We start from the raw sequence: 16906 nt of genomic DNA, 5'->3' as shown, positions 1-16906 counted from the left end.
GATGACAGCAGCAGTGCAGTGTGAACCTGGGTGGACTCGAGCCAGCAGGACTTACGGCTTGGCTACGAGGACGTAAATGCTCCCTGGGGTTGATGGAGCTTCTGGAGCGGAGATGGTCAGGGACTTCGACTGCACTTTTTCGATGATGTGGGCAGCGGAGTCACAATCAATCGACACGTTCCCTAAACCGATCTGGACTTCTGATTCTCCCCCGCCGCTGCAGGCAACCACGAGCCGTACTTCGTCAGGGGCCCCACTGAGCAAGGGGGTGTTGGAAAACCCGTCCTTGCGGTTGTTTCCAACCGCTGCAAGCCCTTGGTTTGTTGGTGAATCCAGAACCGTCTGCACAGCTTCTTTGAGGCTCGCCATTCCGGATTCATTTTGGGTTGGGGTCCGGCTGGTTTCGGCCGGTGCCCCTGCTCCCGTGCAGCTTGTTGCCAGAAGGGCCGCCAGCAAACCAACGGTTAAGGCTAGGTTTCGGTGCAAGTTGATCTTAGACATGGCCCCACGAGAAATCATTGGCCGGAATGTTCACTGTTGTGTCATGGGAGACCAGCGTGCACGGCGAGATGTAAGAGGAAGTCCTCATCGTCACCTGGTACCCGTATGCGCCCAGGGCAACGGTCTTGGCTGATGACGTAGTGTTGGTCGCCGTCAGGGTGAGTCCCTTGTTCCATGTCACGCTTTGAGCAAGGCTCCCACTGACTTCGGCCTTTGCCTTGGCTACGACAGTGCCAACTTCGAGTGACGCTCCCGCCGTCAGTGTTGCCGTAATCGTTCCGCTGGTCTCAGTTGTGTACGAGACGGAGGACCCGGGCTCCAGGGTGTGCGTAGGTTCACCTGTTCCGGGGATGAAAACCGGTGTCTTGCTGACAATGCCCTGAACCGTTCCCGGGCTGTCGCACACCAACGGCGAAACCACCTCTGGTCCAGCCAATGATTCCATCGCGCCGGCTGCCGGCGCGGCCAGCAAAAAGGCGCCAAGCCCGAGCGACAAAACCGTTCCAACTGTTGTGATCTTTCGAAACATGCAATACCCATTTCCATAATGCGAAGCCATTCCCATGTGTACGGCCTATCTGCACTTCAAAGTACGTTCATGGACACTAACTTCATGTCTAGCATGCAGCTCCGTGCTCTTCGCGGGAAAAGCCCTGACCTTTCGGATGGACATGCATGCGCCAGCGTTCGAGAGCAGGTGCAGTAAGCTCTGCAAACACCTGCCACCCGCCTTCCCCGATAACCATTCGCCGGCTGGGACAGCCACATGGCCAGGGCCGATGCGTTGCGGGGCCTGGCCATGGACTTGTCCTCGGTGACCGTCGCGTCGCAGTGAAGCCGATTTCCAATGGTCAAATGCTCGCGGACCATGGCGTTCAGCTCTGCGGCGTGGTGGTTTCTGCCGACAGGGAGGTGAAGATGCCCACCGTTTCAACTCCCCACGTCGTGCCCTTGCAAAGCGGGAGCACCGGCCCCGGTCCGGCAGCCTGTGGATATCCACGACAAACCTCGTCAAATGAGTTCAAAAGGGAGATAATGGTTGCATGCCCCGATTCCTGACATTGGCCGACGTTGCCGAACAGCTGCAAATTTCGGCCGCAGCATGCTACGCCCTCGTGCACAGCGGTGAGCTGCCCGCCTTCCAAATCGGCGGCCGCGGCCAGTGGCGCGTGGATGAAGCAAAGTTTGAGCAGTTTATTGACGACCGCCACGCAGCAGCCAGGGCAATGTTGGCGGCCGAAAGCCCGACTCCAAACAGGTAATCCATCGTGCCCTGCGCATTGGTGCCGGCGTGGGTTTGTTTCCGGGCTGGCGTTGTTCCAGCCGCGCTCAGAACTCGTTGTCCGTCGACGATGCCACTGATACCAGCTGTGCCATGGGAACCACGACGCTGCCCTGCCGGTTCCCGCGGTCCCGGCTGACGCCGTCGGCCAATTGCATCAGCTGAACATAATCGGCACCCACCTGATCAAGCACTCCGCGCAAGGTGGCGGGGCGTGTGCTGTCCAAATCGAGGACAACCATCGACCTGTTGCGGGCGAGAATTCGCAGTGCTGCCGCGAGCGTGTAGGGGACTTTCGACACAGCCGTGGCCCGTTGGGCGCCCAATCCCTGCACGCGCAGGATCCTGGCCAGGGGCAGCAGGACAGAACGGTTGCTTTCATGCACCAGCGCCCACTGCGGTTCCACCCTGCGAACCTCGCCATGAAACGCCGTGCCATTGCACATGACAACTGAAAGCTGCCCACCCACAGCGCCACGCAATGCCTGGGCCAGGGTCAGCTGAGAGGCTTCGACCCTGGCCAGCTCGTTGATCTGCCGTTCCAGATCCTGCTGCGTGGCGGCGTCCATCTGGGCTTCCAAGTCGCCAAAGAGCAGTTCCCATCGCATGGCGTCACGGTAGGCGCGGCCGGCCGCCCAGTCAAGCGCCGTGTGCATGGGGCCATTGCCATGAGCTATCCACAATCTTTCTCGTCCCTATGGACAGGATCGAGGAAACGGGTTCAAAATAGGTTATATAGATTCAAACGATGTCAAACGGTCTCTAAATTGCTCAAAGGTGATGCAGATGAAACGGCAAACTCGTGCAGACGTGGCCATGACGGCTGCGATCCTTTTCCTTGGCGCTTCCTTGGTCTTCAGCGGCTCTTCCGTACTGCGCCTGCGTTGGAGCGGCGCCGGTGCATCGACGGCGCTCAATCTGCCTGAATTGCTGGGTGTGGCTGCTGCTGGTGCGGGCATCGGACTGCTCATCTGGTGGTTGCTGGCCTTGGTCTGCGCCTGCATCTCGGGCGCAGCCCAATCCTTGGGCGCCGTCAGGCTTGCCGCATTCACCGAGGCCTGGTCGCCGGCTTTCATGCGGCGGCTGGTCACGGCCGTGATGGGGCTGAATCTGCTGGCTGCTCCGTTGGCCGGCGCAGCTGAAGGTCCCGGCGTTGACCCCCGGTGGCACGCCGAAACCGTGGCCACGGCCCCGGCGGCGGTTGCACCCAACGAATCAGGCGGCACCCCGAGCCTGCCGACCGGCACCGGCGGCACCGTTCAGGACGTCCTTCCGGCCGCCCCGTCCGTACCGGTGGAACCGCAGTGGATTCCGCACGCCCCTGAAACCAATCCCGACCTTGTGGTCCGGCCTTCCACACGGCCCGGTCCGTCCCCAACCGCAGCCGGCGGCGGCAGTGGTGATTCGGCGTCGGACCTCCCCGGGGAATCTTCACCCGACGGCAGCGGCACCATGGAGGTGGTTGTGAAAAACGGTGACAGCTTGTGGAGCATTGTGGCCGCTGCCTTGGGCCCGTACTCGAGCGATGTCGAGGTCGCGCTGGCCTGGCCGGGCTGGTACGAAGCGAATCGGGACACGATCGGCGCAAATCCCAACGTCATTCTTCCAGGCCAGATCCTCCACCCACCGGCGGGCCCATAGCTGAATGGTTCCGGGCCGGGGAGAAGGAGCGATCCTGCTTTCCTACCGGCACGAACATTTTACGATCACAAAGGAGCACCCCATGAGCACCCCAGCCATTTCCGGAGCAGGCACCCCCGCCCTGTTGGTGGTCAAGCCCGTCCAAGCCGCCGTCCCCGGATCTGAAGCCTCCGCGGGTGGGGACGTTGTGCGGCTGCCCAGCCGGGAAGAACGCTTGAGGCGCCAGCGGCCGGGCCGCAGCAATGCCACCTCCGGCGCGGTACGCGTACTGGATCCGGAGGCTGCTGAGCGGGCGGTGGTGAGGTCGATGTCGTGCAAGGTGGCCCAGGCCGTCCTTGAAGTGCTCAACGGGGCGCGCTCGGTGCAGCAGCTGGCCAGATGGCTGGACACCATGTGCCTGAGCGCCCTGTCCACACGCGCGCGTCTGCATGCCGAGGCCTACAAGGCCGAATTCCGCCGTCGCAGCCACGATCCCGGCGCCGAAAATGTGCGCACCCTGCACCATCAGCCCCAGGTCCATTCAGTTCATTGCAGCGCTGTCGCACCAGGGATCTTTGAGTCCGCGGTGGTGATTGCCGACAGAACCCGTTTTCGCGCCATCGCCATGCGCTTTGAACTCGACGGCGGTCTTTGGAAAGTCACTGCCCTGCAAATTGGGTAGTTCCTGCTTCGCGGGCTTTCCGGGCCGGCCCCGGACATGAAGAATGCCGCCGCTTGACCGAAGCGCCACGGTAGTTCCATGGCATTTCCGTCAACCGGCGGCATTTCCTGCAGAAGTGCGAGAACCCGGTGTTAGCGCTTTTTCTTCTTCTTGTTGTTCTTGTTTGCCGGGCGCTTGGCCGACGGCGGCAGCCCGCCGCTGCGGCGCTCAACATGCGTTTCGGCTTCACCCTGGGCATCCGGGGCGCTGAACTGAAGCTGTGCCGGCTTGGCCGGTGGCTCAAGCCCCGGAGCGGAGATGTGGGGGGCATCATGGTCATGATCATGGTCCCCGGCGGCCCCGTCCACACGGCCCATCAGGGCCGACGGCGCGTCTGCAACGACACCTACGCCGGCGTCAGGCGAGTTTTCAACCTGTACTTCCAGGTTGAACAGGAAGCCGACGCTCTCTTCCCGGATGCCGGCCATCATGGACAGGAACATCTCGTAGCCTTCGCGCTGGTACTCAACGAGCGGATCACGCTGGGCCATGGCCCGCAGCCCGATGCCTTCCTTGAGGTAATCCATCTCGTACAGGTGTTCCTGCCACTTGCGTCCCACCACTGACAGCACAACACGGCGTTCCAGTTCGCGCATGGTGGACGAGCCCAGGGCCGCTTCGCGTTCCTGGTAGGCCACCTTGGCGTCCGAGAGCAGCTCCGTCTTGAGCTGTTCGGCGGTGATCCGGCCTTCGCCGCCCGCCTCTTCCGCGATTTCTTCCACTGTCACTGTCACAGGGTAGATGGTGCGCAGGTTGCCCCACAGGGTGGTGAAATCGTATTCGCCTGCGTGTCCTGAGCTCAGCGAGGCGTCAATGATCTCGTTGACGGTGTCTTCCAGGAAGTGCTGGACCTTTTCGTGCAGGTCTCCGCCTTCGAGGATGCGGCGACGGTCGCCGTAGATGGCTTCGCGCTGGCGGTTCAGGACGTCGTCGTACTTGAGAACGTTCTTGCGTTGTTCGGCGTTGCGACCCTCAACCTGGCCCTGAGCCGAGGCGATGGCCTTGGAGACAAGCTTGGATTCAAGGGCCACATCATCGGGCATGGAGGAGCGGGACATGAGTCGCTCGGCAGCACCGGAGTTGAACAGGCGCATCAGGTCGTCGGTCAGTGAGAGGTAGAACCGGGACTCGCCCGGGTCGCCTTGACGTCCGGAGCGGCCGCGGAGCTGGTTGTCGATGCGGCGGGATTCGTGCCGCTCGGTGCCCAGCACATAGAGTCCGCCGGCTTCAACAACGGCTTCGTGCTCGTCCTTGACCGCCAGCTTGGCTTCCTCGAACGCCTCGTCCCAGGCCGCCTCGTACTCTTCCGCGTTTTCCTCCGGGTCCAGTCCGCGGGCGGCGAGCTCGGCGACGGCGTTGAACTCAGCATTGCCGCCGAGCATGATGTCGGTGCCTCGGCCGGCCATGTTGGTGGCAACCGTGACGGCGCCGCGGCGGCCCGCCTGGGCCACGATGGCAGCCTCACGTGCGTGGTTCTTGGCGTTGAGGACCTCATGCTTGACGCCTGCCTCAGCCAGCTTCTTGGAGAGGTATTCGCTCTTCTCAACGCTGGTTGTGCCCACCAGGACCGGCTGCCCGGTTTCGTGGCGTTCGGCAATGTCAGCCACAACGGCGTCGAACTTCACGACTTCGTTCTTGTAGACAAGATCCGACTGGTCCGCGCGCTGCATGGGCTTGTTCGTGGGGATGGGGACAACACCCAGCGAATAGGTGCCCATGAATTCGGACGCCTCAGTCTCGGCGGTGCCCGTCATGCCGGAGAGCTTGCCGTACAGGCGGAAGTAGTTCTGCAAGGTCACGGTGGCCAAGGTCTGGTTCTCAGCCTTGATCTCCACGCCTTCCTTGGCTTCGATGGCCTGGTGCATGCCCTCGTTGTAGCGGCGCCCGGCCAGGATGCGGCCGGTGTGCTCGTCAACGATCAGGACTTCGCCGTCCATGATGACGTAGTCCTTGTCGCGCTTGAACAGTTCCTTGGCCTTGATGGCGTTGTTCAGGAAACCGATCAGCGGGGTGTTTGCTGATTCGTACAGGTTGGTGATGCCGAGGTAGTCCTCGACTTTTTCAATGCCGTCCTCCAGCACACCCACGGTGCGCTTCTTCTCATCGACTTCGTAGTCCTCGTCGATGTTCAGGCGCAGCACAACCTTGGCAAATTCGCCGTACCAGCGGTTGGCGTCTCCGGAGGCCGGGCCGGAAATGATCAGCGGCGTGCGGGCCTCGTCGATGAGGATCGAGTCAACTTCATCGACAATCGCAAAGTTGTGGCCGCGCTGGACCAGTTCGTCCTGGCTCCAGGCCATGTTGTCGCGCAGGTAATCGAAACCAAATTCGTTGTTGGTGCCGTAGGTGATGTCGGCAGCGTACTGGGCGCGGCGGTGTGCCGGGTCCTGGTTTGACACAATGCAGCCGGTGCTCTGGCCAAGGAACCTGAACACACGCCCCATCAGGTCCGACTGGTACTGGGCCAGGTAGTCGTTGACCGTGACCACGTGGACGCCGTTGCCGGTGAGCGCGTTGAGATACGCCGGGGCTGTCGCGACCAGGGTCTTGCCTTCACCCGTCTTCATTTCGGCAATGTTGCCAAGGTGCAGGGCGGCACCACCCATGAGCTGGACGCGGAAGTGGCGCAGGCCCAACGTGCGGGACGATGCTTCGCGCACGGCAGCGAACGCCTCCGGGAGCAGGTCATCCAACGACTCGCCATCTGTGTGGCGGGCCTTGAGCTTGTCCGTTTCCTCGCGCAGTTCAGCGTCGGTGAAGGTCTGAAAAGAGTCCTCCAGCGAATCAATGGCGTCGGCAAGGACGTTGAGTCGTTTTAGTGTCTTGCGATCGCCTGTGCGAAGGACCCGCTCAAGAAGTGATGGCACGAAATTGCTCCCAATCTATTGCTGCCTAAAAGTGGCGTGTTCAGTCTACGTGAGAAGAAGTCCAGTTTCCCGCCAGTTTCTGGCCAAATCCTGGAGACGTGCATCAGCAGGCACCTGCGAATCATCCAAGTGCTGCAGCCAGCGCCGGTGCCAAGTCACCGTGGGGAAGTACGACGACGTCGCCAAGTCCCAGCCACTCTGCCATCAGCACCAGTTCCCCGGCAAGTTCGACGGCGGTGTGTGCCGGCGCGTCCGGCTCCCCGAACACGCCGCGAACCATGAGCCTGCCCTGCTGCCGGTCGGCCTTGAGGTCCACGCGCGCCACAATGTTCTCGCCCAGCAGAAATGGCAGCACGTAGTATCCGTATCTGCGCTGCCCGGCCGGGGTGTAAATCTCCAGGCGGTAATGGAAGCCAAACAGCTGCTCGAGACGGCGGCGTTCAAACACGAGGGAGTCAAAGGGGCTGAGGAGCGCTCGCGCCTCCGCAGTGCGTGGGACGCTTGCCTTGGTGTGGGCAAACAGCTCGGCATTCCACCCCTGCACCGCGACCGGCTTCAGTTCCCCCTTGCGCACGAGCCCGGCCACGGCTTCTGCACTGTCTCTCACGGGCAGGCGAAAATAGTCGGCAAAACAACGGACCGTGCCAATGCCGTGGGCCTGGGCCGCTGCGGCAATGAGCCGTTCCATTGCCTCGTATCTGTCCGGGTTGTCATTTCCTGCGGCCTGAATTGCTGCCGGCAGGACCTTTTTCACCAGCGAGTATTTGCGTTCAAACTGCTCGTTGCGGGACGCTGCACCAACGACTCCCCGTTCAAAGAGGCCCTCGAGGGTCCTTTTGACGGCGCTCCAGTTCCAGCCCCATTCGTCTTTGTTGTTTTGTTCCTCGTGGCCGATGCGGGCCGTGACTTCGCGGGCTGTCAGCGCCCGGCTTCCTGCCAGCAGTTCCAGGATTTGGGCTTCCAGGGTCTCCCGCAGTGCTGGTTCGAGGCTGTCCGATCCCACCCAGCGGCGGTTTTGCCAGACACGCAGGTCGTGGAAGTGGACCGGCCGGATAAAGCTGGCCTCGTGGGCCCAATACTCCATCATCTTTCGCGGTGACTTCCCCGCCATCGAGCCGAGGATGGTGCGGTCATAATTTCCCAGCCTTGAGAAGAACGGCAGAAAGTGGCTGCGCGAAATGATGTTCACCGAGTCGATCTGCACCAGCTGGAGTTGGGCAAAAGTCCGGCCCACGGCCCGTGGTGTGGCGGGTTCCGTGGGCCTGACTCTTGCCAGTCCCTGGGAATGGAGTGCAACGCGGCGGGCCTGTGACAGGCTCAGCCGTGCGTTCATCCCTTATGTCCCTTGGCTATGGACGTTGCTGGCATTGTTGCGTGTGTCCGAGCCCGGGATCAGACCTTGGCCGGCTCATCCGCTGAACGGTAGGCGGAGATTTCTTCGGGAACCTCTGCATTGTCATCGAGGGAAATGACACCGTAGGTCCAGCCCTTGCGGCGGTAGACCACGGAGGGGATGCCCGTTGCGGAATCGACGAACAAGTAGAAGTCGTGTCCGACCATCTCCATGTTGTCCACGGCGTCGTCAAGGGACAATGCGGTGGCCGGGAAGACCTTGCGCCGGATCAGCACGGGTGAGTCACCGGCGGGAATGTCGTTCTCGATGTCGTAAGGCGATGTGACTGCGGCTTCTTCGGCAGGAGTCTGAGCGTAGATTGGCTCGGAACTGCTGACGGGGGCCAGTGAGCCGGTGGCCGCGTTGACGGCCACGGGTGCGTGCCTGCCGTGGTGGACTTTCTTCTTGTCCTTGGCCCTGCGGAGTCGCTCCAGCAACTTTCCGTAGGCCAGATCAAAAGCAGCGAACTTGTCCGAGGCGGCAGCTTCCGCGCGGATGACCGGACCCCGACCCAAAACGGTCAGCTCAACAGTGAGTGGAGTCTCTGCGGTGCGGGCCTTGCTCTCCTTGGAAACCTTCACATCGACGCGCTGGACCTTGTTGGCCAGCTGTTCGATCTTCGTGAGCTTCTCGCCAGCATATTCGCGGAATCGGTCCGAAACACTCAAGTTGCGACCGGTGATCATGAACTCCATGGTGCCCTCCAAATATCTTCGGTGACACGGCGGCCGGCTAGCACTTGACGCTGCAATACTGACCGCCGACGGGCGGTTTCCCCTTGCTAGAGGTACCCGTTTACCCACGTTAGTTCACCGGATCGGATTATTCATCTTTTGCGTGAAAGAATTTTCGGCGAGTCCCTTTACGGCAGATATTTCGGGGCTCCGATCCGGTGTCCGCGCCGCTGCCAGCACCACTGCAGCGCTCACTTCCAGACCTGCCTGGCCCAGTGTTTTAGCGGCTTCCCGCATGGTTGAGCCCGTGGTCAGCACATCGTCGATGATGACGGCCCTTTGGTTGTTCGGCTTCCCTGCGAACCAAAAGTTGCGGCGCCGCCAGCGGGCTATTTTCATGGTGTTGTGAACGTTGCTGCGCCGTGCCGCCCGGCCCAGGCCTTTCTGGTGGTGGCGGCGCCATGGAAGCCCCGCCTTGATCCGCAAAACCGGGGCGATGACCACTCCCGGTGGCAGCCGCCCCTCCCTCACCATCGAATGCAGAATCATGGCGACCGGGTCATAACCGCGACGGCGCCAGCCCCTGCCGGTGCTGGGGATCGGAACCAGCCAGATCTGGTGCGGAGGGTGCTGCGGACCAGCCGCCGCATCTCGTGTCTGAAGCTGGGACAGCTGTTCCAAAGCGTGGGAAAGTCCGTGGGCGAGGCAGCGGCCCAGGGGGGCGCAAAGCTCCGTGCGGCCGTGGTTTTTAAAGGCCAGGATGGTCGCTGCCAAGGCGTCCCGGTATTCTCCGGCAGCAACCACCGGAAGATGGGAATCACCCAACACACCCACGAGCGCATCGGCTGCACCTTCTGCCCTGAACGGAGCCCCCGTCTGTCGTCGCAACACGGCAGAACATGCCGGGCACAAGGACTGGTCTTCACGACCGCAGACGACGCACTCGGCCGGCAGGACCAGATAAACAAAATCGTGCCATGCACCCTGGCACCACAGCCAAAAGCGCAGCCAGGGCGAGTTGGCACGCCCCCTGTGCGTCACCGGCAGCGGCGCACAGCCCGGCGTTTCTCCTCCACTGCGGTCACTGTCACTGTCCATGAGTCCAGCATGTGCCCGTTACCGCCCGGGAAGGACCACATCCCCCGACATTGTGGACTGCTCGGCGGGCAGCCCGGCTGTGGAGGAATGAACGCCCACGGTCTCCTGGGACGTTGACCAACCCCGGATGGTGCCCATGGGCAGCCTCAGCCGGGGCGGGGCGGTCCTGCAGCTATCCAGCTATCCAGCGAATGAAGCCTGCCGCAGCTCCTTCGCCACCACTTCCCAGCTGCTGCCAACATTCGCGAAGTACTCGGTGGCGGTCTGCGCATGGACGTTGCGCACCCCCGAGCCGGCACTGAGCCATTCAATGCCCGGCAGCTTGTCCATCTCCTGCGGGCCGCGTGCCAGGTCCAGAATCTCGATAGTGACGGGGTCGGCGACCGACGGCGCCATGACGGCAACGCTGGACTCCCCCACCCACACACCCAGAGTTGGCGTGCCTTTGTGGAGAAGGCTGAGCGGCGCCGTGAGCTCCTTGGGCACATCCCCGGATTTGAAGATGCCCGTGACACTGACCCTGCTCACGCCGTTGGCCTCGGAAATGACCAGGGCCCTGGTTCCATCGCGCGAAACTCGCAGGGTTGTCACCTCCTGCCCCACCAGCCATGGAACCTTCAGGACGACAGGGGCGCCCATTTTGCCGCCGTCGTTCGGGTTGATGGCAACGACATCCCCGGAGCCGTCCCCGGAGGCAGCCCACAGCCAGCCGTTGGGGGCGAACGATGGCGCCGTCAGTGCGATCCCGGCAATGGCAAGCTGGGGTTGCTGCCCGGGCCGTACCGAATAGACCTGGTTGCCGGCACCCGAGCGGAAGGCAAACTCCTTGCCCGAGTATGAAATTGCCGGCACCGACGGCTCCAAAGCCGCCACCGATGCCATGGCGGGAATGGGTGCGACCTTGGTCCCGTCGAAGGTGACAAGCTCATTTTTCGACAGCGCAACCTGGGTTGTGATCACAGAGTTGTCAATGATCATGTTTGTGCTGTCGTCGGCTGCCCCACCCATGTCGATTTGCCTGTCGTCGGCCAGGAATTGCACCTCGGTGACCGTATTGAGGCTCTTTTGCAGTGTCACCAGCAGCTGGTCGTGCATTTGCTGGCGCGTCTTGACGCTGGTGTCCAGCAGCTGCGGTGCCGTCAACCCGACCTTCGCCACGCCGTTGTCGCTGACGGGCACGGAATCACGCTCGAGCGTGATTCCGTTGGGGAAGGCGCTGACGACAGCGCCCTGCAGATACGGTGCCGGACCGTTCAGCATCGCCTTGACAATGGCGGTTGTTGTCCTTGAGGAGCGGCTGACAAGCCAGCGGACGTCCGGGATGCCGTAGGTGAACGTGGGGTCGTAGAAATACAGGGACAAGGGGCTGAAGAGTGTTTCAAAGGTTGCCTCGGTCAGCATCACGCCGTTGGGCGCCTCGGAGATGCGCCATTGGCCGTCCACCTGGACCAGCTTCATGTTCAGGCTCTCGGTGGCACCGTCCTTGGCCGGGGTCAGCACTCCTGTGGAGTCCACAGTGGAAACCACATCAAATTTCAGTACAAAGGAGTCTTTTTCCTTCCCCGGAGCCACCGAGAAGGTGTCCTTGTACACGAGCGTTTGCTTGTCCGGCACCCAGGACTGCGCAAGTCCCGACGACAAGTACTCCCGCGCCACCTGAAAGTCGTCGCTGAGGCCTGTGCCCGACTCAATGAATCCACGCACGATGCTCTCCTGCGAGGCATCCTCCACAGGAGCAAACTGCTCAAAGTTGATGTTGACGGTATTGCTGCGCGGCGCCAGGGGATCGCTCTTGCCCACGGGGCCGTTGGTTGGGATTGTCGCGCAGCCTGCCACAGCCAGAAGTACGACGACGGCCATCACCCAAATTGTGGACGCCCAGTGCCGCCCTGCGCCGGCCCGGGAACGGCGCGCATTCCGCCGGGGAGGCCGCGCAGTGGTTTTCGTCGTGGGGATCATCGCTGTTCCTCCGTCCCCGGGTTGCTGCTCCCGGGGCTCTTCCTATCGGTGCTGCTCTTCTCGGCGTGCTGCTTCTCCGAGCTGCTGGCGGACGCATGCCCTGTGGAGCCCTCCAGGCTTCCCAAGGCCCCCACCACACGCATCGCACCGGTGTTTGTCAGCAGCGGCCCGGTGGTCAATGACGTGGAATAGCCCGCCTGTCCGCCGTCGGGAGGCAGCGGGACCGGGGAATGGTCAAGGACCTCACCGCGGCGCCGGGGAAGTGTCAGCCGGAAGCAGGAGCCCTCGCCGGGGATGCCCCACGCGTCGAGCCAGCCGTCATGCAGCTTGGCGTCCTCCATGGCGATCGAAAGGCCCAGTCCGCTGCCGCCTGTGGTGCGGGCACGGGCGGCGTCGGCACGCCAGAACCTGAAAAAGACATGCTCAAGCGAGGACGGAGACATGCCGATGCCGTAGTCCCGCACGGCAATCGCAACGGCGGCGTCATCCGCCGATACAAAGATCTTCACCGGCTTGCCTTCACTGTGTTCGACGGCGTTAAGCACCAGGTTGCGCAAAATTCTGTCGATGCGGCGGGAGTCCATTTCAACAATGCACTTGTGGCTGCGCAGGCGGGTCACGACCGAAAGCTCAGTTGAGTTGGCCTCGGCAACCGGGGCCGCGCCGTCGATCACGGAATGCACCACCGAGAAAATGTCCAGCGACTCGACGTCCAGATCGGCCACGCCGGCGTCGAAGCGGGATATTTCCAGCAGGTCGGCAAGGAGCAGCTCAAAGCGCTCGACCTGGTGGAAAAGTAGTTCTGAGGAACGCTTGTAGATCGGGTCAAATTCTTCGCGGGCGTCGAAGAGGACCTCCGCGGCCATGCGCACGGTTGTCAACGGGGTGCGCAGTTCGTGGGAAACATCCGAGACAAAGCGCTGCTGCATCTCCGAAAGCGTGCCCAGGGCGGTGATCTGGTCTTGCAGGGACGTGGCCATCTTGTTGAACGACGTCGCCAGTCTGGCCATTTCGTCCTCGCCCTTCACCACCAGCCGTTCCTCCAATTCGCCGGCGGCAAGCTTCTCGGAGACGGCCGCTGCCTGGCTGACAGGGTTCACCACCGTCCGGGTCACGTACCAAATGATCACGCCGATAAGCACCAGGAGGATGCCGCCGGCAAGCCACAGCACTGACTGGATGTAGTCCAGCGTCATTTGTGCGCTGTTCAGGTCATAGATCATGTACAGCTCGTAGTTGGTCTTCAGCAGCTCGACCTGGCTGCCCACAACCACTGCCGCATGCACGCCGGAGCTGCCCGTCGGCAGCGCGATTGACTGCCAAAACTGGCCCTTGGGATCCCCTTGGACCGACTTGCGCAACTCGTCGGGGATGATGGTGGTCGTCAAGCCGCCGGAATCCGCGGAACTCACGGCAAGTTTGCTGTTTTGGCCCGGGATCTTGACCATGAGATATTTACGATTGTCGTCCGCGCCACCCACTTCGAGCAGTTTCAGGGTGTCTTTCACATATTTCGACACGCCCGGCTGATCGCTCAGGCTCGCATTGGAAAAATTTTCCTGGATCTGGATGGCACCCCGCGCCGATTCCTGCTGCGCTTGGATCAGCCGTTCCTTGAACAGTCCATTGGAAATCTGCCCGGCCAGGTAGCCGCCAACTCCGACCACGGCCACCGAGGCAATCAACAGGGTCGTGAGAACGGTGCGGAACTGCAGCGATGTCCGCCATCGCGTGGACCACGCCCGCCGAAACCCCACGGCCAGGCGCCAAATAGTTGCACCTGCGGTGCGCAGCCCGTGGCCGGTTTTGACCAGCACGGTCCGGACCGCAGTGACGGCCGATGTTCGATCGTGCCCTTCGGCGGGGATTTCGGAGCTATTCCTGTCGGCAGGATCTGTGGGCACGTGTTCGCTGTCGGCAGGTTCGGCGGGCATGGTTTTGGGCGCCGCGCTGCCGGCCGTCTCCTGCCCAGCCCCGATGGAGGGTGGGCGTTGATCGGCGCGGTGCGTGACGGCGTCGTTCTTGGCCTGGTCCTGGCTCATGGCTTATTCACCGCAGCCGCATGGCAATCAGCGCTTAGTTCCCGGCCTTGTAGCCGACACCACGGACGGTGAGGACAACCTCGGGGGCTTCCGGATCACGCTCGATCTTGGAGCGCAGGCGCTGCACATGGACGTTGACGAGCCGGGTGTCTGCTGCGTGGCGGTAACCCCAAACCTGCTCCAGGAGGAGCTCGCGGGAGAACACCTGCCAGGGCTTGCGGGCCAGGGCAACCAGAAGGTCAAATTCGAGCGGCGTGAGGGAAATCTTTTCACCTGCGCGACGGATTGAATGACCTGCCACGTCGATGGTGATCTCGCCGATGACGAGCGTTTCCGGAGGCTTGACGTCGCCGGGACGCAGCCGTGCCCGGACACGCGCAACGAGCTCGGCGGGCTTGAACGGCTTGGCGACGTAGTCGTCGGCACCCGACTCAAGTCCGCGGACAACATCGGAGGTGTCGGATTTGGCCGTCAGCATCACGATCGGGACGTCGGATTCGGCACGGATGAGCCGACAAACTTCAATGCCGTCCATTCCGGGCAGCATCAAATCGAGCAGGACCAGGTCCGGCTTGCTGGCCAGGAAAACCTCAAGTGCCTTGGCTCCGTCAGCGCAAAATACGGGATCAAAACCGTCATTGCGGAGCACTATGCCGATCATCTCGGACAGTGCCTCGTCATCGTCAACAACTAAAATGCGTGCCTTCATACCTCTATATTTGCCTATTACCACCACATTGTCCCCATCGACGCTCCACACGACCGACAACTGGTGTGCCATTTGTCGAGTTTTGCCGTCGCTACCCGCCGGAAATGGTCGATTTCTGGAGTCGCCGGGAGCCCACGGGGAGCCCACGCGCGGCGTCGGAGCCTCCGCCACATCCACATGACAGCCATAAGAGTTGCCTTGACGATTTCTGGAGCGGGCATTTTTGGACCGTGCAAGGGCGGGTTCCAATGTTGAAAGTGCCGGCATCCCTCTGTGTCAGGCCGTTTGTGGCCACAAACGGCAAATCTTTCCGCAATGTCCAGGCATTCACAGAATATATTCGGATCTTCCGGATAGGGTTTGATGGTGGATGGAACCGGGCAACAGGTCCCGGGTCGGCGGCTGCATGGACAGACGCACGCGACCCGCAGTTGTTCGAGCCGCCAATGTTTTGCCGGGGGATTCTTTAAGGGGAACACGATGACGCAGGAACCAGGACAACCACCGATTGAGCCCGAGGGCCAACCCGGACAATCACAGCAGCCGCAATGGGGTCAATCCCAACAAGGCCAACCGCAGCCGCCACCTCCACTGCCATCGCAGGCCCAGCCGCAGCAACCCCAACCGGGTCAGCCACAACAACCGCAGTGGGGCCAATACAGCCAGCCGGGCCAGCCCCAGCAACCGCAGCAACCGCAGTGGGGCCAATACGGCCAGCCGGGCCAACCCCAGCAACCGCAGCAACCGCAGTGGGGCCAATACAGCCAGCCGGGCCAGCCCCAGCAACCCCAGTGGGGCCAATACAGCCAGCCGGGCCAGCCCCAGCAACCCCAGTGGGGCCAATACAGCCAGCCTGGCCAGCCCCAGTACCCGGGCCAGCCCGGAATGCAGCCCGGATTCAACAATTACGTCGCCCCGCCCAAACCCGGCGTCATCCCCTTGCGCCCCCTGGGCCTGGGCGAGATCCTGGACGGCGCGTTCCAGGCTGCACGCCGCAATGGCAAGGCCATGTTCGGTTCAGCCCTGATTTTCCAGCTCGCCACGACTGCCGTGACCCTGGCTGTCATGTTCCTCATCTTTGGCCAGTTCATGACAGACCTTTTCAGCGTGGACGGACTTGACAGCAACGACGCAGCGGCAATGGAAGCCTTCGGCGGCGGGATGGTCACATTTTCGCTGTCCATGCTGTTGACGGCGTTCTTTGCCGTGCTCATCCAAATGGTCCTCCAGGGCGCCTTGGTGGTGCCCGTCCTGCGCGCCGTGCTGAACCGAAAAACCACGTTTGGGCAGATGTGGCGCCTGACCAAACCGCGCGTGGGCAGCTTGATCCTCCTGGCCGTGCTGTACGCCGCCGCCTCCCTGCTCGCGATTGTGTTGTTCACGGCGATCGTCATCGGCTTGATTTTCGCCATGGACGCATCGAATTCGTCCACGGCAGTCCTTGGCGTGATCGGCCTTTCGCTCCTGTTGAGCCTGCCCTTCGTGGCGGCCGCAGTGTGGCTTGGCACGAAGGTTCTGCTGGCCCCGGCAGCCATTGTCGTTGAGAATGTGGGCGCCATCGCCGGCATCAAACGGTCCTGGCAGCTGACCCGGAGAAATTGGTGGCGGACCTTTGGCACCTCGATCCTGGCGGCCATCATTGCCGCCGTCATTGGCAGCGTCATCACCACCCCGGTGAGCCTGCTGGTCAGTTTCCTGGTACCCGTGATGATGGGCGGTGAGCCCACGGCCGACCAATCCGTCACCGCAATGCTTGTCGCCCAGGCGATCGCCAGCGTTGTTGGTGCGATCGTTGGCGCGGTGACCCTGGCCTTCCAAACCGGCGTCATGGCGTTGATCTACGTGGACCTGCGAATGCGCCGCGACGGCTTTGACATTGCCTTGCTGAAGGAATCCGAACTAGGCAAGGACGACGGCGGGATCCCGGGTTCCCCCGTTCCCGGGGAACTGGTGCCCGGCGGCCAGGCAACGAACGCCCACGACCAGGAGCCCTACAACCCGGGCCCGCAGCAGCCCGGACATTACGGACAGTAGACAGCC

At 62.3% G+C, this 16906-nt stretch carries 15 protein-coding genes; 4 read left to right on the top strand and 11 right to left on the bottom strand.

What is annotated here, in order from left to right; genetic code table 11:
* Window positions 1-51: 51 nt before the first annotated feature.
* The gene (locus tag AC1L6K_RS07260) at window positions 52-369 is read right to left on the bottom strand and encodes a hypothetical protein (protein WP_480952036.1); all 318 of its coding nucleotides are present in this window, start codon (window positions 367-369) and stop codon (window positions 52-54) included.
* Between the two features lie 124 nt (window positions 370-493).
* Window positions 494-1030: a hypothetical protein gene (locus AC1L6K_RS07255; protein WP_480952035.1), complete on the bottom strand. Its 537-nt coding sequence runs from the start codon at window positions 1028-1030 to the stop codon at window positions 494-496.
* A 514-nt stretch (window positions 1031-1544) separates the two neighbouring features.
* Here AC1L6K_RS07255 and AC1L6K_RS07250 point away from each other — a divergent pair.
* Complete coding sequence (locus AC1L6K_RS07250; RefSeq protein ID WP_480952034.1) at window positions 1545-1763, top strand: helix-turn-helix domain-containing protein; 219 nt, start codon at window positions 1545-1547, stop codon at window positions 1761-1763.
* Window positions 1764-1830: 67 nt separating this feature from the next.
* On the opposite strand, the gene AC1L6K_RS07245 is transcribed toward AC1L6K_RS07250, so the two are convergent.
* Entirely contained in the window at window positions 1831-2439 is a 609-nt protein-coding gene (locus AC1L6K_RS07245; RefSeq protein WP_480952033.1) for a hypothetical protein, read from the bottom strand.
* Window positions 2440-2569: 130 nt separating this feature from the next.
* Between AC1L6K_RS07245 and AC1L6K_RS07240 the strand changes: the two genes are divergently transcribed.
* Together AC1L6K_RS07240 and AC1L6K_RS07235 are read left to right on the top strand one after the other, a co-directional pair.
* Window positions 2570-3424 carry a LysM peptidoglycan-binding domain-containing protein gene (locus tag AC1L6K_RS07240; protein WP_480952032.1) on the top strand — a complete coding sequence of 285 codons (855 nt, stop codon included), beginning with the start codon at window positions 2570-2572 and terminating at the stop codon, window positions 3422-3424.
* A gap of 82 nt (window positions 3425-3506) precedes the next feature.
* The gene (locus AC1L6K_RS07235; protein ID WP_480952031.1) at window positions 3507-4085 is read left to right on the top strand and encodes an Rv3235 family protein; all 579 of its coding nucleotides are present in this window, start codon (window positions 3507-3509) and stop codon (window positions 4083-4085) included.
* A 131-nt stretch (window positions 4086-4216) separates the two neighbouring features.
* Here the strand turns inward: AC1L6K_RS07235 and secA are convergent, their stop codons facing one another.
* From secA to AC1L6K_RS07195, 8 genes are all read right to left on the bottom strand, one after another.
* Window positions 4217-6991 carry a preprotein translocase subunit SecA gene (secA, locus tag AC1L6K_RS07230; protein WP_480952030.1) on the bottom strand — a complete coding sequence of 925 codons (2775 nt, stop codon included), beginning with the start codon at window positions 6989-6991 and terminating at the stop codon, window positions 4217-4219.
* Window positions 6992-7112: 121 nt separating this feature from the next.
* Window positions 7113-8324, bottom strand: coding sequence for a winged helix-turn-helix domain-containing protein (locus tag AC1L6K_RS07225; RefSeq protein WP_480952029.1), 1212 nt, complete (start codon window positions 8322-8324; stop codon window positions 7113-7115).
* Between the two features lie 59 nt (window positions 8325-8383).
* Window positions 8384-9079, bottom strand: a complete 696-nt coding sequence (gene hpf / locus AC1L6K_RS07220) for a ribosome hibernation-promoting factor, HPF/YfiA family (RefSeq protein WP_480952028.1) — start codon at window positions 9077-9079, stop codon at window positions 8384-8386.
* A 114-nt stretch (window positions 9080-9193) separates the two neighbouring features.
* Window positions 9194-10156 carry a ComF family protein gene (locus AC1L6K_RS07215; RefSeq protein WP_480952027.1) on the bottom strand — a complete coding sequence of 321 codons (963 nt, stop codon included), beginning with the start codon at window positions 10154-10156 and terminating at the stop codon, window positions 9194-9196.
* 180 nt (window positions 10157-10336) lie between these two features.
* Window positions 10337-12016, bottom strand: coding sequence for an LpqB family beta-propeller domain-containing protein (locus tag AC1L6K_RS07210; RefSeq protein WP_480952026.1), 1680 nt, complete (start codon window positions 12014-12016; stop codon window positions 10337-10339).
* A 95-nt stretch (window positions 12017-12111) separates the two neighbouring features.
* Window positions 12112-14157: an MtrAB system histidine kinase MtrB gene (gene mtrB / locus AC1L6K_RS07205; RefSeq protein ID WP_480952025.1), complete on the bottom strand. Its 2046-nt coding sequence runs from the start codon at window positions 14155-14157 to the stop codon at window positions 12112-12114.
* Between the two features lie 34 nt (window positions 14158-14191).
* Window positions 14192-14866 (bottom strand): MtrAB system response regulator MtrA, encoded by a 675-nt coding sequence (gene mtrA / locus AC1L6K_RS07200; RefSeq protein ID WP_480952024.1) that lies wholly within the window; start codon window positions 14864-14866, stop codon window positions 14192-14194.
* Window positions 14867-15400: 534 nt separating this feature from the next.
* On the bottom strand, window positions 15401-15709 hold the full coding sequence (locus AC1L6K_RS07195; protein WP_480952023.1) for a hypothetical protein: 309 nt from the start codon (window positions 15707-15709) through the stop codon (window positions 15401-15403).
* Between the two features lie 42 nt (window positions 15710-15751).
* Here AC1L6K_RS07195 and AC1L6K_RS07190 point away from each other — a divergent pair, with 42 nt between their 5' ends.
* Window positions 15752-16900, top strand: a complete 1149-nt coding sequence (locus tag AC1L6K_RS07190; RefSeq protein WP_480952022.1) for a DUF7847 domain-containing protein — start codon at window positions 15752-15754, stop codon at window positions 16898-16900.
* Window positions 16901-16906: the final 6 nt, after the last annotated feature.

The sequence above is a fragment of the Specibacter sp. BI4 genome (assembly GCF_056680095.1).
Note: the sequence above shows the minus strand (reverse complement) of the source record. Positions and strands in the feature narration are given on the sequence as shown.